Source organism: Salinimonas sediminis (assembly GCF_003429285.1).
Taxonomy (GTDB): Bacteria; Pseudomonadota; Gammaproteobacteria; order Enterobacterales; family Alteromonadaceae; genus Alteromonas; species Alteromonas indica.
Map to the genome: position 1 here is coordinate 133269 of NZ_CP031769.1, position 14519 is coordinate 147787.

The window sequence follows — 14519 nt, forward strand, 5'->3', positions numbered from 1 at the left end:
ATCATAAGGAAAACCGCTTGCCATTTCTGCCCTGGAACGAAATAGACACAGTCCTGCTAGACATGGACGGCACGCTGCTGGATCTTCACTTTGATACCCATTTTTGGATGGAACATCTGCCACAAAAAGTGGCGCTGCAAAACAAGCAGTCAGTAGAACAGTGTAAAGCCACTATGCGAAAGCATTATGACCAGGTAAGTGGGCAAATTCAGTGGTATTGCCTGGACTATTGGGCCGAACAGCTGCAACTCGATATTATGGCGGCTAAACGAGAAATCGCCCATTTAGTCAGTATGCGCGAGGATACCCTGCCTCTGCTGGATGCTTTAAAACAAAGCGGTCGGCAGGTGGCGCTGGTAACGAATGCACATCCCGATAATCTGGCCTTAAAACTTGAACTAACGCAACTTGATGCGCACATAGATACGTTGATTTCGACCCATGAGTTCGGTGTTACTAAAGAATCTCAGCTACTGTGGCAGCGTTTACAACACAGACTGGGCTTTGATCCTTCGCGTACGCTATTTGTAGACGATAGCCAGGTTATTTTGAAAGCCGCTCAGGATTTTGGCATCAAGCATTTATTGGCAGTGGAAAACCCTGATAGTCAACTGCCTGCTCAGCGCATTGATGCATTTGCAGCTACTTCCGATTACCGTTTACTCTTAGAAGATATTTTACGCGAGCGTAGGGTATGACTCCGCCGCTTATTTGTGTCGTGGGTTCAACGAACCCGGTTAAAGTGAATGCCGCCTCCGCCGCGCTGGAAAAAGTGCTGGGCGCGCCGGTAACCGTCCAGGCGCTGAAGGTGCCCAGCGGTGTACCTGATCAGCCTTTGACCGGCGAACAGACCCGATTAGGTGCGATAAACCGGGTGCAAGCGTGCCTTACAGCAGCCGAAGCAGTAGCGCGGGATAGGAATTGGTTTATAGCCATTGAAGGTGGGGTCGATAATTTCCCTGATGGGCCTGCCACATTTGCCTATACGGCGATTTACCATCAGCAGGTATGGTCGGTATCGCGCAGCGCCAGTATGCCCATTCCCCCTGCGGTCTATCAGGCCCTGCTGAACGGCGAAGAATTGGGCGACGTTATGGATCGTTTGTTTAACACTACGAATGTTAAGCAACAAGGCGGGGCAATTGGCTTGCTTACCCGCCATCAGGCAACCCGCCAAAGTGTTTATGAAACCGCGCTGATATTGGCCCTGGCCCGTTTTACCCATCCCCAGTTGTATACCCAACCCGTGCAATAGTGCTCAGGGGCAATCGTAAGCCGCGAATAATTTCACTAAGTTAGCAAAGGCTAACCCACCGACTTACAGTACAAATAGTATTCAGTTATACGCTCTGGCTATGAAATTCTGCCTGACAGTGTGAAAAATATGGCTGCTCCAAGGCGGCCCATAAAAGCGGCTGTACAGGTAAAATAAGCCTCTTATTCATCTTATGATCAGGGACTTATAAAATACTTGGAGGGACTGGACCTTTAGTTGCAGCAGTCTTGGGTACTTATGTTCCTAACAGGAGGCAACACGATGTCAAATACAGTCGACACGATTAATCCCGCTACTGAAGAGAAACTGCAGTCTTATACATTGCTTAATACCGAAGAAGCAAACCAGGCAGTAGATAATGCGCATGAAGCATTTACTCAGTGGCGAAAAACATCGTTAGCGGAGCGCAGTAAACTACTTAATGCGCTGGCCGACAAAATTGACGAACGCGCCGACGACATTGTAGAACTGATGATAGATGAGATGGGCAAAGTCAAAGCCCAGGGTTATCAGGAAGTTGAACTTTGCGCCAATATCTGTCGTTACAGTGCCGAACAAGGCCCTGAACAGTTAAAAGATGAAGAGCGCGCCTACGAAGGTGGTACGGGTCTCATCTCATATCAGCCTACCGGTGTAATTCTGGGTATTCAACCCTGGAACTTCCCGTTGTATCAGGTTATCCGCTACAGCGTACCGAATATCATGGCCGGCAATACCACGGTATTGAAACATGCTGATAACGTCTTTGGTATGGCCAAACTGATTCAGACCCTATACGAAGAAGCGGGCTTCCCTAAAAATGTCTATCAATCGCTATTAATCAGCGGTGAAACGGCAAGTGAACTGATTCAGCACGATAAAGTGCGTGGTGTCACCTTCACCGGTTCTGACAAAGTAGGCAAAATGGTTGCTGAAAACGCCGGTAGCCAGTCCAAGAAGACAGTACTAGAGCTAGGCAGCAACGATGCCTTTGTGGTACTCGAAGATGCCGATATTGAAGTAGCGGTTAAAGCCTGTGTACAGGGCCGTGTTATTAACAATGGCGAGACCTGTGTATCAGCCAAACGCTTTATTGTGGCAGATAAAGTCTACGATGCGTTTAAAGATGCGTATGTTGCTGAGTTCGAGAAACTCAAAGTAGGCGATCCTCGCGATGAAGACACCGATGTCGGCCCCATTGCACGTAAAGACTTAATTGAGAAACTGCATGACCAGGTGCAAGAGTCGATTAAAAACGGCGCAACATGCATTATGGGCGGTGACATGAGTAGTGACAAAGGGTACTTCTACCCACTTACTATTCTGGAAGATGTAAAGCCAGGTATGCCAGCTTATGATGATGAGCTATTTGGCCCGGTCGCATCGTTGATTCGAGCAAAAGATGATGAAGATGCCATGCGCATTGCTAATGATTCACGTTATGGCCTTGGCGGGGGTATCTTTTCCAAAAATACCCAGCGGGCTATCGAACTGGCACGTGATGAGTTTGATACCGGCATGGTGAATATCAATGGTTATTCGCTAGCGCAGCCCAATTTACCGTTTGGTGGCGTTAAAGAAAGTGGCTATGGCCGTGAACACGGTGGCTTCGGGATTAAAGAGTTTGTAAATATTAAAACTATCTTTATTGCTGACCAGTAGAGCCCGCGGTCATGACTATCTGCAATAATTGTAGTCAGCCGGTTTACATATAGCAGTATAACGAAGTTAAAAAGGCACCATGTGGTGCCTTTTTTTGTGCCTGCATAGGCGTAAATGAGCGAGCTTGGGGCGGTGCTACAGACTAAAGTGGGTATAGCCGTCGGCTTGCGGTTGGCCGAACAGGCGTGCGGCCTGATGAACTTCTTCCGGTAAGGTTTCGGCCGGTTTGAACTGGCCATCAACCGCAAAGCGGTTAAACTCATTACCTACCGTGGCCTGCATGGACAAACCAAGCATATTGGGCTCCTTAACCTGAATAACAAAATCGCCTTGTGCGCAGGATAAGGCCGCCGTGTAGGTGCCGAAGTCTATAGGCCCCTGGGTGCCGGCGACCGCCGCATTTAACCAGCTTCCAGTACCTTTTAACGTTTTACATTGGCCGTCATAATCCAGCGAGTCGATAATTGAACGAAAACGCCCTGAGGCATTAACCGGGAGGGGCAAAGATACCTGAGCCAGCACGCTATCTACCGGTAAGTACAAGGTAAAATCGCTCGCCTGAATACGCTGATAAGAAAACAGCCCGGTGCTTACGGGCCCGGCAAACGAGATAGCCTGTGGGTCGCGGCTATTACCGCCCTTAACAACAAGGCTAAGCCGTCCCATCAGCAGCGCCAGCGGTTTTACCTGCCATTGCAAATTCGCTACCGGCAAACCATTGATATCCACCTGCTGAGCCTTTCCTTGCCACAGAGTACCGGAGATGCCGTATATCGTAATATTGGAGGGAAGCTGCAAACGCCCGATAACCTGATTAGCCGGCAAGTAAATAACCAATAACACAAAAAAAGCCAGAATAGCGCCGACTACCCATGCAACAGTTGATTTCATAATTTCCCTAGTTGTAAGCGACGAATATTGATGGTGCCAGGCGCGTTAGCCTCGGCAATATCGACCTGTAAAATAACTACCCCCATACCTTCCAGCGTGTTTAACCAGGCCAGTACATTGTTGAATGACGCTTGATCTACCCAGACCTGTAGCTCTTCATCTTGTGGCTGCATGCGTGAGACCAAAATACCATACTCACTGGTGGAACGGTTTACCGCCTGTGCCAGGGTGCCTGAGAAACTGTTAGCATTGCTATTCGTACGGCGAAGCTGCTGTGCTTTCAAGGCGTTTTCCTGTACCCAACTCAACAACTTTTGCTGGCTATCCTGACGCGCCTTAGCCGCGTCAATACTATGGTTCAAGGGCGCCCAGATTCCAAAATAAAACACCCCGATAATGATGGCGATGCCCGCCAGCAACACCAGCTTTTGCTCACGTTCGGTCAATGCCTTGTATTTGTCTTTTAACGCTTTCATGACTGACTCCGGATAGTGACATTACCTATTACCATATCGTCACGGTTGTTAATGGCGCCTTGCTCTACGGTAAACCCAGCACTTTGTGCTTCACGGCGAAACTGTTCCAGCGCTTCAAAATTTTTGCCCATGGCCTGAATGCGTAATTCTACCCGGTTCGCGTCAAACCTTAGCGTTTGCGGGCGCACCTGGGTGGCAGCGAACGCAGGGCTTAGCTGGCTTAACATAACCAGCATCGACGCATCGCCACCAGATTGTTTAAGCAGGGCCATTTGTGAGGTGATTTTGCGTCTGACATCGCGATACACCCCTAAATCAGGGAAGCCATTTTTCACCGCAGTATCAATTTGACTGGCAAGGGCACGGTTTTGTTGTTCAACCTGCGACAGCGTCATACCTCGCTCCACCAGCGTCACTGATAACGCCAATGCCGCCAGGCCGGCTACCCACTTCCATTGCTGCCATTGGCCGGTACGCTGGCGTTTAACCTTATACTCACCTTGCAATAAATTCACTTTGCTATGTGCTACATGGGAGGCTAATACTTGCATGGGCAGTTCAAGGGGAGCTTGCTCTACTTGCACATTGACCATGTCAGTGAGGGCGATGTCACTGTAGCTAACCAGCCGCACAGGACTACTTTGCTGGCGCGCCAAGTGAGCGAACGCAGGTAAAATCCAGCTTTGTTCGCCTTGTAAACCTTTCCATTGCTCTTCACGCAGCAGAAGGTCACCGCCGATGGATAGCACCGACCAGCCATCTGCACAGGGCGGAACCGCTAATACATCAGGAATCAGGGTGTCGCAGTACAGGCCTGCCTGCTGCATCCACTGCTGCCAACTATCAAGCTGAGCGCGGCTCACGACTGCCACGGCCTGGCGTTCGCCCAACCGGGGGCCCAGGGCAAAAAATTGCTGGTGGATATCCGAGGCCAGCTCGTCTTCCAGCATATAGGGTATAGCACTCAGCACTTTACGGTTAGCCCGCGCGGGCAAAGTTACCCAGGTAAGCAATATTTCACTGGCCGGGGCCAGCGCAATCACCGGCCGGTCTCCGGCGCGTTCAGTCAGCGTGTCCAGCGCCCCGGCCTCAGGTAATTCACCCGACGCGATAACCTCTTGGCCGCCATCGGTGTATACCAGCCATTGCACGGGATCTTCAAACCGGGCTCCTAAACGTACCAGTAACTGTTCCATTAATTTACTCCTGAGAACTCGCGCCGGATGACGGTTGCCGGACTGTTGGATGACGCTTGCAGTACCGAAGTCATAGTAAAAGTAGCGTTATTGTAGCGAGTCTTGCTATGTAATATAAAATATTCTGTGGTCACACTAAACCATGCTTTTTGCGCGTCCGACAGACCAAGCGCTGCAATAACCGGTTCGTTAATAAAATCATCTACGGCGTCCCAACCATCTTGCGGGCGTGCGCTAATCACGTCTTGCGCCTGGTTTACCGACAGGCCCGTTACCCCAGCCAATACTGCCGCGCGTTCCACCGGCAATGTATTCACATTGATGGTAAGTGAGGCTACCTCAGGGACCACGCATACCAGCGGCAATAAGGCGTTGATCCATTGCGGGCTGACCCCATTTAGCAAGCGTAATTCAGACTGGGAACTCATCAATGTATTGGCGGCCAAATAGGGCGGGTTTTTTGCTTCGTAGGTGCTGTCTTCGGCCCCGTAGGAGCGCATCTGGCTGTCCTCATCTAACCAGTCGGCCAGGCTATCGCGCAGCGTATCGGCATCGTAGCTGGTCAGGCCTATATCGGCTGCCAGCAGCATTTGATGGAAAGCTGTCATGGTCTCAGTGACCTGGCTGGTGCGACTGGCACTGGCGGTTTCCTGCAACGCGTTTAAATTAAAACAACTTTGCATATCTTCCAGCCGGGCCTGAATCACGCCGTTTTCCACCGGGTAGGTGAAGGCTTGCGACCACGGCTGATCCAGCACTATCTTATCACCTGTTTGTTCCATCAAGGTTTGTATGGAGCGCCGCGCCAGTGATTCCGCGCTCATCGCATACCAGTAAGCTTGGTTATTATCTTTTAAATTTACCGTCCGCTGAATTTGTAACTGTAGGCGGGTCCCCATTTCCGTGGCCAGCACGGTTACCAGCGCCACAATCATTAGCACTATTAACAGTGCCACCCCACGCTGGTTAGTGTTGCAGGAGACGCGCCGCAGGGTCACAAGCCATCGCTCCATAAGGTAAATTCACGACGTAACGTACCAAAGTTTTCCGTGTCGATAATAAACGCCACAGCCTTAGGGAGAGCGGCGCCGGTATAGCTTTTGTTCCAGGTCAGCGCGTCGGCCTGGCTGACATCATTGTTGTCGGTCTGGGCGACAAACTCTACCTTGAAGTCATTAACGCCAGTTAATAAAGGACGTACTTTAGGTTCATAGCCGACTATATTGTCGACGTAATTTGAATACACCCGCTCCAGTACATGGTCTTTAAGCCGGTAGGCAACATATTGTTGGGTACTGCGTGCTAACATCATTTGCGGGTTCTGCCAGCCCCCTCTTACAAACGCGATGGCATCAGCATCACTTCCATCCAGCTCGCCGCCGCGCATGACAATGTCGGTTTGATCGCCATTAACGCGTACCGGCCGGGGTATTGCCTGCAAAATATCGCGTTCAATACTTAACATAGTACGCTGTAATTCCTGTAGCCGGGTGAAGCGCTGCTCCGACACTTCGTTGCTGTCAATTACAGCAGTTAACACGCCTGTAGAAGCCAGCCCAATCATGGCAAATATAGCCATCGCAATCAGTATTTCCAGCAGTGTGAAACCCTGGGCTTTAGAGTACTTCATCCACCACCTCCGCTGACTTGGGCAGGCCGGGTAACGTAGTTGATGACCGAGGTGATGCTGTTTTGGTAAGTCTCGTCCAGGCCAACTACCATCTCTACCTGTCGCAGGTTGTCATCGTTGGTTTTGGCTATACGTTGCTGCCAGTACCAGGTACGGTCGGCCATCTCAACGCTGCCTTTTTGGTTGTTTTTCGGCGGCCACTGGCTTGAGAGCTTCAGACGGTTTAACTGATTAGACGCTACCCAGGTAGCAAAGGTGACCTCTTCTATGTCGCCCACCCCCGCCAAATGTTCGGTGGCGGCTTTCATAACGGCAGTGCCTGCCAGGGCGAAAATAAATAACGCCACCATCACCTCTAACAGGGTCATCCCTTGCGTTTTTACCAGGTTGGTCACTGGGGTAACTGCCTTAGGGGACCATCCAGCAGCAATGGCGGCAGGTCTTCATTTTTTAACTGAAAATACACCGGATCATCACCTGCATAGGCGGGTTCAAAATGGAAAGTCAGAACAAATGGCGTAATTTCACCGCTGGACATAATCAGAATTTGCGGCGGCGGTAGCCGTTTGGCTGCGTCTTCACCGATTTCGATATCGCTGTCGTCCAAGGAAAACTGCTCATTAAATACGTCGGGGTCAAACAGCTGTTGATCTTGCTCCCAGGGTAAATCATCCAGGTTCAAGGTCAGAAAAAACGGTTCGGGAAGGGTACGCGGTTGATAGGTTTTTTCGCCTTCAAGCCGCTGCCAGCGGTCCTTATCATCCAGCACCATAAAAAAGTACGTGTTGCTGTCCTGATCTATGCGAATGCCCAGCTGCTGCTGATTCATTACCGCATAGTCAGCCGCCATATCCGTCAATACCTGTAATCTTTTGGCTTCCTGCTCCAGCGTTTCGCCGTAATTAAAACCAAAGCCATTAAACACCACAAAACTGGTTGCCAGGCCCATCATCAATAGTACCAGCATGACCTCCAGTAAGGTAAAACCCTGATTGTTAAACGGCCGACGGACAGACATATAAAACAGCGCACCTAAGCTTGAGTAAGGTTACAGGTACTCATCCAGATTCCAGTTACCGATATCATCATCGGTGCCGGGCTGCTGGTCAGGACCATTAGAAAAAATATCCACCCGACCCATTTCTCCGGGGCTGATCAAGGTATACGGATTGTTCCAGGGATCTTCGGGCAAACGGCGGATAAACCCACCATCGGGATAGTTACGGGGGAGTGGCTCAATGGTAGGTTCGTTCACCAAGGCATCTAAGCCTTGCTCAGTAGTAGGAAACTGGCTGTTTTTCAGTTTGTACATCTCCAGCGCACTTTCCAGCTGCTGGATATCCACCGCGGCTTTTTTAAGCTGTGCATCTTCCTGATTACCCAAAATATTAGGCGCCACAATGGAAGCCATAATACCGATGATAAGTAATACCACCATCACTTCGACCAGGGTAAAACCAGACTGTCTGACAGAAGTCTTCATTATAAATTCACCATTTTGTTAAGTTCTAAGATAGGTTGCAGAATAGCCATTACGATAAATAGCACCACTGCCGCCATAGACACGATAAGTACCGGTTCAAATATTTTAAGCGAGATACTGACCAGTGATTCAAACTCACGGTCCTGATTATCAGCCGCGCGCGCCAACATATTTTGCAGTTCACCAGATTTCTCGCCTGAGGCAATCATGTGCATCATCATGGGGGGAAACATACCGGTATTATCCAGGGCCGCGCGCAAGCTGCTACCTTCTTTAACTTTAATCGCAGCGGCGGTTATCTGAGCTTTCATATAGCGATTTTCCAGCACGTCGGCAGAAATACGCATGGCCTCTAGCAGCGGTACCGCACTGGAAGAAAGAATACTCAACGTACGCGCAAAGCGAGAGGTATTCAAACCTTTAGCGACCTTTCCTACCAGTGGAACATGCAGAAGCCATTGATGGTATTTAAGCCGAAAGGCAGGACGTTGGAGCAAACGTTGCAGCGCTATCACCGCTATCACCAGCACGCCTAACAGATACAGGCCATAGTGTTGCAGCCACTCACTGATACTGATTAACAATTGAGTGATAAACGGCAAATCCTGGCCCATATGGTCGAACTGGCCGACAATCTTGGGCACCACCACCGTTAGCAACAACAACACAATACCGATAGCAAAGAACATCATTATGGAAGGATAAATCAGTGCCTGGGTAATCTGGCTGCGGGTTTGCTGACGGCGCTCGGTGTAATCGGCCAGCCGATTCAACACCGTATCCAAGTGACCCGATTTTTCACCAGCGGCCACCATGGCCCGGTAGAGCTCATCAAAAATACTGGGAAACTCACCCATTGAATCTGCCAGTCCATGGCCCTCGACCACCTTACTGCGTACTGCCATCATCATATTGCGCTGACTGGGCTTGCTGCTTTGCTCGGCAACGGCCAATAAGGCTTCTTCGATGGGCAATGCAGACTCCACCAGGGTGGCCAGTTGGCGGGTAAGCAAAGCCAGTTCCGACGCTGAGATGCGCGGTTTAAATAAAGTAAAACCACTGCGCTGTTGACGGCTTTTTTCCGCTACCTGGTCAACTTCTATCGGTATCAGGCCTTTTTCACGTAGTTGCTGGCGTACCTGCCGGGCGTTATCGCCTTCCAGTACGCCGCTAGTATTACGGCCCCGGGCGTTTACCGCCTTATAAGAAAACGCTGCCATAGTTAATCTTCCCGCGTAACGCGCAGCACTTCTTCTAATGAAGTCATGCCGGCCAGAACCTTACGGCACCCGTCTTCCCGAATACTGGGCGTAGAGGCTCGAATGTAGCGCTCGATAGCCTGCTCCCCTTTGCCTTCATGCATCATATCGCGAATGGTTTCGTTAATGATCAGCAGCTCATGTATACCGGTCCGGCCACGGTAGCCGGTTTGGTTACACGCGGCACACCCGCGCGGGGCATAAATGGCCGGGCGGGATGACATATCAGCCACCCCCAGTACGGTTGCTTCCTGCTCGCTGGTGTGATGGGGCGTTTTGCAGTCGGCACATAATGTACGCACCAGTCGCTGGGATAGCACCGCGAGCAAACTGGAAGACAGCAAAAATGGTTCAATACCCATATCTTCCAGCCGGGTAATAGCCCCGGCAGCGGTATTGGTATGTAAGGTAGACAGCACCAGGTGGCCGGTTAAACTGGCCTGCACGGCTATCTGGGCGGTTTCAATGTCGCGTATTTCGCCTACCATGACCACATCTGGATCCTGCCGTAAAATGGCGCGCAGACCGCGGGCAAAGGTCATATCTACCCGGGGGTTAACCTGGGTCTGGCCAATCCCCTGTAAATCAAATTCAATGGGGTCTTCTACGGTCAGAATATTACGATCTTTACTGTTTATCTCACTTAAACCGGCATACAAAGTGGTACTTTTGCCTGACCCCGTGGGGCCGGTAACCAGAATAATGCCATGGGGTTTGCGAATTAGCGTAGAGAAATGATCGCGATTAGCCTTGGTCATGCCCAAATCTTCCAGGTTCAACCGGGCATTATTTTTATCCAGTAAACGCAGTACCACACGTTCACCGTGGCTAGACGGCATGGTCGACACCCGCACGTCTACCGCGCGGCCAGCAATACGCAGTGTAATACGGCCATCTTGCGGTACCCGCTTCTCGGCGATGTCGAGTTTCGCCATAACTTTGATACGGGAGACCAGCATGGACGACAGTTTGCGGTTGGGACGTAAAATCTCCCGCAATACCCCGTCCACCCGAAAGCGCACTACCAATTGATTTTCAAACGTTTCAATATGGATATCTGAAGCGCCTTCTTTGATGGCTTCACCTAACATAGCATTGATGAGCTTGATAATAGGGGCGTCATCTTCGCTGTCGAGCAAGTCTTCGGTATCGGGTAATTCTTCGGCCAGGGCAAATAAGTCGCTCTCGTTACCCAAATCTTCCATTAGCTGCTTAGCTGCCGAAGAGTCCCGCTGAAAGGCTTTAGTCAGCAACCCCTCAAACTCGTCGTCAGGAATTTCTGTTAACGTAAAAGGTTCGCCAAAAAAGCGTCTGACTTCTGCAAACACACTAAAAGGGGTGCTCGCCGTAAAGTACAGCACGGCAGGTTCACAGTTGGTTTCCAGCAAAACATGGTTCCGTTTGGCAAACCCAAAGCCGAGCTGACGTGGCCCACCATCCAATGTTTCGGAAGTGAGAGCTTCAGCATCGAGGGCTTCTTCCTGAGCCTGTAGAGCGGCATGTTTGAGCTGCTCATCATTACCTGCCATGGTTAGTTATCTTCCTTTTTCTGCTGTTCCAGAATGTAGTCTTCAAACGACGGCGGTAATGCCAGGGAGTCGTCCCACTCTGGCATAGTAGGTTGATCGTCTTCGGTTAAGAACGATGCCCCTTCCTGCTGATGACGAATTTGCTGGGCACGAATATAGTTGTATTTACGATGGCTGATTTCATTCATGGTTACCCCATCGCGAACAATTTTAGGCCGTAAAAAGACCATCAGATTACGTTTGCGTTTGCTGGTGGTAGTGGACTTAAACAAATGTCCCAAAATTGGAATGTCGCCTAGAATCGGCACCTTGGAGATACTTTCCTGCACATCTTCGTCAATCAGGCCGCCCAGTACTATCGTGCCGCCATCATCCACAATAACAGTGGTTTTTATCTGCCGTTTATTAATTGATATATCTACCGAGGTTGCGCCACTTACGCTAGACACTTCCTGCTCAATCGTCAGCTGTACCGCGTCACCCTCATTAATTTGTGGGGTAACTTTAAGTTTTATACCTACTTCCTGCCGATCAACGGTTTGAAACGGATTTGAGTTGTTATCGCCGGTGGTGGTGCCGGTGATAATAGGCACTTCCTGGCCCACAATAAAGAATGCTTCTTCGTTATCCATAGTGGTTAAATGTGGGGTAGCCAATACGTTTGAGTTCGTATCACTACTGACTGCCTGCACCACGGCGCCCCAGCCGTTGTCGATCACCCCGGCTATCAGACCATTGGCGTTGGCCAGCAAACTGGCCAGTGAGGTCAGGTCGCCTTCATCTGTGGTTTCTACCGTCACCACATTGCCATCATCGGTAACATAGGCTTCTGTGTCTGTATCATCTTCCGCCTGTTTTAGCGCAACTCCCAGTGATCCCACCGGAATAACACCATTGTTAAACTGGGTGCCACCACCGCTTTCCGAGATCCACTGCACACCCAGGCTGGTGCCATCGCCTTCAAATACTTCTACGATAATGGCCTCAACCTGTACCTGCGCACGGCGCACATCCAATTGCCGTATAACCTCTTCCAGCGACTGTAACATATCCGGTTCTGCGGTAATGACTACGGCATTAGAGGCTTCGTGAGAATCTATTGACACATCCCGGTTTGACGAAGAACCGGTACGCCGGGCAGAGGTGCCGCCGCTGGTTTCTTCTGCTTTGATGCTGGCAGAAACACCTTGCAGCACTTTCACCAGGTCTTCTGCTTTGGCGTAATTTAAAAAGACTACCCGCGTATTGCCATTGGTTTCGAGTTCCTGGTCCATGCGTTTAATCAGGTTAACAATACGTTTGCGCGCCTTTTCATCGCCGCTGACAATGACTGAATTGGTACGATCGTCTGCTACTGCGCGCGGATCGGATTTCGCGCCGGCGGTGGCTTTGCCTTGTGACTTATTGATGCTATCCACAATGCGCACCATTTCAGAGGCTGATGCGTAACGCAATTTCACAATTTCTACTTCTTCATCGCCCGCCCGGTCTACCCGTTCAATAATTTCAACCAAACGATTAACGACCGCAGCGCGGCCGGTTATCATCATCACGTTGGAAGGGTCGTGACTCACTACGTTGCCGCCGCCAGCCTGGTCATTTAGCTGACGTAAAATGGGCGCCAGTTCACGTACCGGTACGTTATACACAGGGACCACCCGGGTAATCATTTCATCACCATCGCGCAGGGAACCTTCTACCACCGGAATATTGGACGTTTTCGCATCTTTTGAACGCACCACCTTCAATACCCCATTGGGCATTTCGACCACCGCAAAGTCGTATACCTGCAATACATTCAAAAAGAACTGGTAATACTGTTCTTCATCCAGCATATCGTAACTTCGAACACTGATTTTTCCACGCACGTTGGGGTCAACAATAATGGTGCGTTTAAGATTCTTACCAACAACATTGATAAACTCATTAATATCAGTGTCTTTGAAGTTAGGCATGTAGTCTGCAGCAGAGGCTGACAGGCTGATGGCTAACAAAGCTGCGCAGATGGCGGCGGTAAATTTTGACAGCAATGTACGGCTAGCTTGCCTCATAATATTCGTCTTCCTATTCATTTTCTGCGCCAGATTCCGGCATATCGAGATATACCGTCTGATAATCCCCATCCCGGGTCAGTGTCAGTTCTATAGTTTGTGCCGAGCGCAATGCATTCATTGCTTCCATCGACTGTTGGGTGTCGGTTAAGTCCAACCCGTTAATCTGTATAATAACGTCACCTGCCTGAAGCCCCGCTGACTGAAACAGGGCCGGGTTCTTGCCGGGCTTCACCTGATAACCCATCAACTGTCCGTTATCGGTTTTCGGTGTAATGGAAATAAAGTCAGTGAAATCGCCGGGTTGTTCGCGCAGCGCGGACGTGGCTTGCGCTGCTTCGTGGCTCAGTTGCGCTGGCTGACTGGGCCGGGGCGGCGCCGGCCGCCGGTTATTGGTGGTAAGGGTGCGTCCGGCAGCAGGTTGTTCCCGGCGTTGGTTGGCTTCATCATAATCCAGCCCATCCAGCATCAGGGTTTCTTTGCGCACGCCGTTTTTAATAATAACCCGGTCGGCTTGGACCTGATTGAGGGTCGCGTTAGTGCCGTCGATTTTTTCCCCCAGGCCGTACACCAATTGGGTGCCTTTGTGTTCTATAATAGCAGCAGCATCAGCCACAACTGAACTGGCCACCACCCCGGTAAGTATTAAATTAAGCTGGGTTTCGGGCGCATCGGTCACCGTTTCTTCGGGCTGTGCCTCAGGGGCCTGGTTTTCCTGACCAAATAAGTTTAGCTGTTGTATTTTTGCAATATCGACCCCACCTTTGCCAGCTGAACTCAAGGCCTGGGGCGCGGAAGAAGATGGCTGTTCGAGGGTCGCGGCTGGTTCGGGCATAAGCTGCCATACCAACCGTGCCGCAAAAGCCAGCAGATACAGGCTTAATAGCACGACCACTGCTACGCGCAGCGTTTTTTGATGCTGACTCAATGTGGCAGTCAGGGAATGGTAATTGAATTTATCGAATGTCATGCTATCAACGAGGTACTGCTTGTAGTAGTTAAAATAAGGTGAACCGTGCGCTGGCAATTTCATAATAGCCTAGTCAGCAAGGGGGTCACAACACTAAAACGCAAGAGTGACAAAATT

15 protein-coding genes are annotated in these 14519 nt (G+C 50.4%); 3 read left to right on the forward strand and 12 right to left on the reverse strand.

Translation table 11 applies throughout. The features are described from left to right. Window positions 1-17 precede the first annotated feature (17 nt). The 3 genes from yrfG (at window position 18) to D0Y50_RS00665 (ending at window position 2917) form a co-directional block, all read left to right on the forward strand. Window positions 18-698, forward strand: a complete 681-nt coding sequence (gene yrfG, locus D0Y50_RS00655) for a GMP/IMP nucleotidase (RefSeq protein WP_108567736.1) — start codon at window positions 18-20, stop codon at window positions 696-698. Then, window positions 695-1255, forward strand: coding sequence for an inosine/xanthosine triphosphatase (gene yjjX / locus D0Y50_RS00660; protein ID WP_117314999.1), 561 nt, complete (start codon window positions 695-697; stop codon window positions 1253-1255). Before yrfG ends, yjjX begins: the two co-directional genes overlap by 4 nt. Before the next feature lie 282 nt (window positions 1256-1537). After that, entirely contained in the window at window positions 1538-2917 is a 1380-nt protein-coding gene (locus D0Y50_RS00665) for an NAD-dependent succinate-semialdehyde dehydrogenase (protein WP_117315001.1), read from the forward strand. A 135-nt stretch (window positions 2918-3052) separates the two neighbouring features. Here the strand turns inward: D0Y50_RS00665 and D0Y50_RS00670 are convergent, their stop codons facing one another. Genes D0Y50_RS00670 through gspC form a run of 12 tightly spaced genes read right to left on the reverse strand, consistent with a single transcriptional unit; the run spans window position 3053 to window position 14402 of the window. Next, the gene (locus tag D0Y50_RS00670) at window positions 3053-3808 is read right to left on the reverse strand and encodes a type II secretion system protein N (RefSeq protein ID WP_108567739.1); all 756 of its coding nucleotides are present in this window, start codon (window positions 3806-3808) and stop codon (window positions 3053-3055) included. Next, window positions 3805-4284: a type II secretion system protein GspM gene (gspM, locus tag D0Y50_RS00675; RefSeq protein WP_117315003.1), complete on the reverse strand. Its 480-nt coding sequence runs from the start codon at window positions 4282-4284 to the stop codon at window positions 3805-3807. Before gspM ends, D0Y50_RS00670 begins: the two co-directional genes overlap by 4 nt. Continuing rightward, window positions 4281-5480, reverse strand: a complete 1200-nt coding sequence (gene gspL, locus D0Y50_RS00680; protein WP_108567741.1) for a type II secretion system protein GspL — start codon at window positions 5478-5480, stop codon at window positions 4281-4283. The genes gspM and gspL overlap by 4 nt, the downstream gene beginning before the upstream one ends. Further along, window positions 5480-6493, reverse strand: coding sequence for a type II secretion system minor pseudopilin GspK (gspK, locus tag D0Y50_RS00685; RefSeq protein ID WP_108567742.1), 1014 nt, complete (start codon window positions 6491-6493; stop codon window positions 5480-5482). Before gspK ends, gspL begins: the two co-directional genes overlap by 1 nt. Continuing rightward, on the reverse strand, window positions 6475-7110 hold the full coding sequence (gspJ, locus tag D0Y50_RS00690; protein ID WP_108567743.1) for a type II secretion system minor pseudopilin GspJ: 636 nt from the start codon (window positions 7108-7110) through the stop codon (window positions 6475-6477). Before gspJ ends, gspK begins: the two co-directional genes overlap by 19 nt. Continuing rightward, entirely contained in the window at window positions 7107-7478 is a 372-nt protein-coding gene (gspI, locus tag D0Y50_RS00695) for a type II secretion system minor pseudopilin GspI (protein WP_108567811.1), read from the reverse strand. The genes gspJ and gspI overlap by 4 nt, the downstream gene beginning before the upstream one ends. Window positions 7479-7501: 23 nt before the next feature. Further along, window positions 7502-8128, reverse strand: coding sequence for a type II secretion system minor pseudopilin GspH (gene gspH / locus D0Y50_RS00700; protein ID WP_117315006.1), 627 nt, complete (start codon window positions 8126-8128; stop codon window positions 7502-7504). 30 nt (window positions 8129-8158) lie between these two features. Continuing rightward, window positions 8159-8593: a type II secretion system major pseudopilin GspG gene (gene gspG / locus D0Y50_RS00705; RefSeq protein WP_108567745.1), complete on the reverse strand. Its 435-nt coding sequence runs from the start codon at window positions 8591-8593 to the stop codon at window positions 8159-8161. Beyond that, entirely contained in the window at window positions 8593-9813 is a 1221-nt protein-coding gene (gene gspF / locus D0Y50_RS00710) for a type II secretion system inner membrane protein GspF (protein ID WP_108567746.1), read from the reverse strand. The genes gspG and gspF overlap by 1 nt, the downstream gene beginning before the upstream one ends. Before the next feature lie 2 nt (window positions 9814-9815). Continuing rightward, a complete protein-coding gene (gene gspE, locus D0Y50_RS00715; RefSeq protein ID WP_117315008.1) occupies window positions 9816-11381 on the reverse strand; it encodes a type II secretion system ATPase GspE in 1566 nt (521 codons plus the stop codon). A gap of 2 nt (window positions 11382-11383) precedes the next feature. Next, a complete protein-coding gene (gene gspD, locus D0Y50_RS00720; RefSeq protein ID WP_108567748.1) occupies window positions 11384-13432 on the reverse strand; it encodes a type II secretion system secretin GspD in 2049 nt (682 codons plus the stop codon). Between the two features lie 13 nt (window positions 13433-13445). Next, on the reverse strand, window positions 13446-14402 hold the full coding sequence (gene gspC / locus D0Y50_RS00725) for a type II secretion system protein GspC (RefSeq protein WP_117315010.1): 957 nt from the start codon (window positions 14400-14402) through the stop codon (window positions 13446-13448). Window positions 14403-14519: the final 117 nt, after the last annotated feature.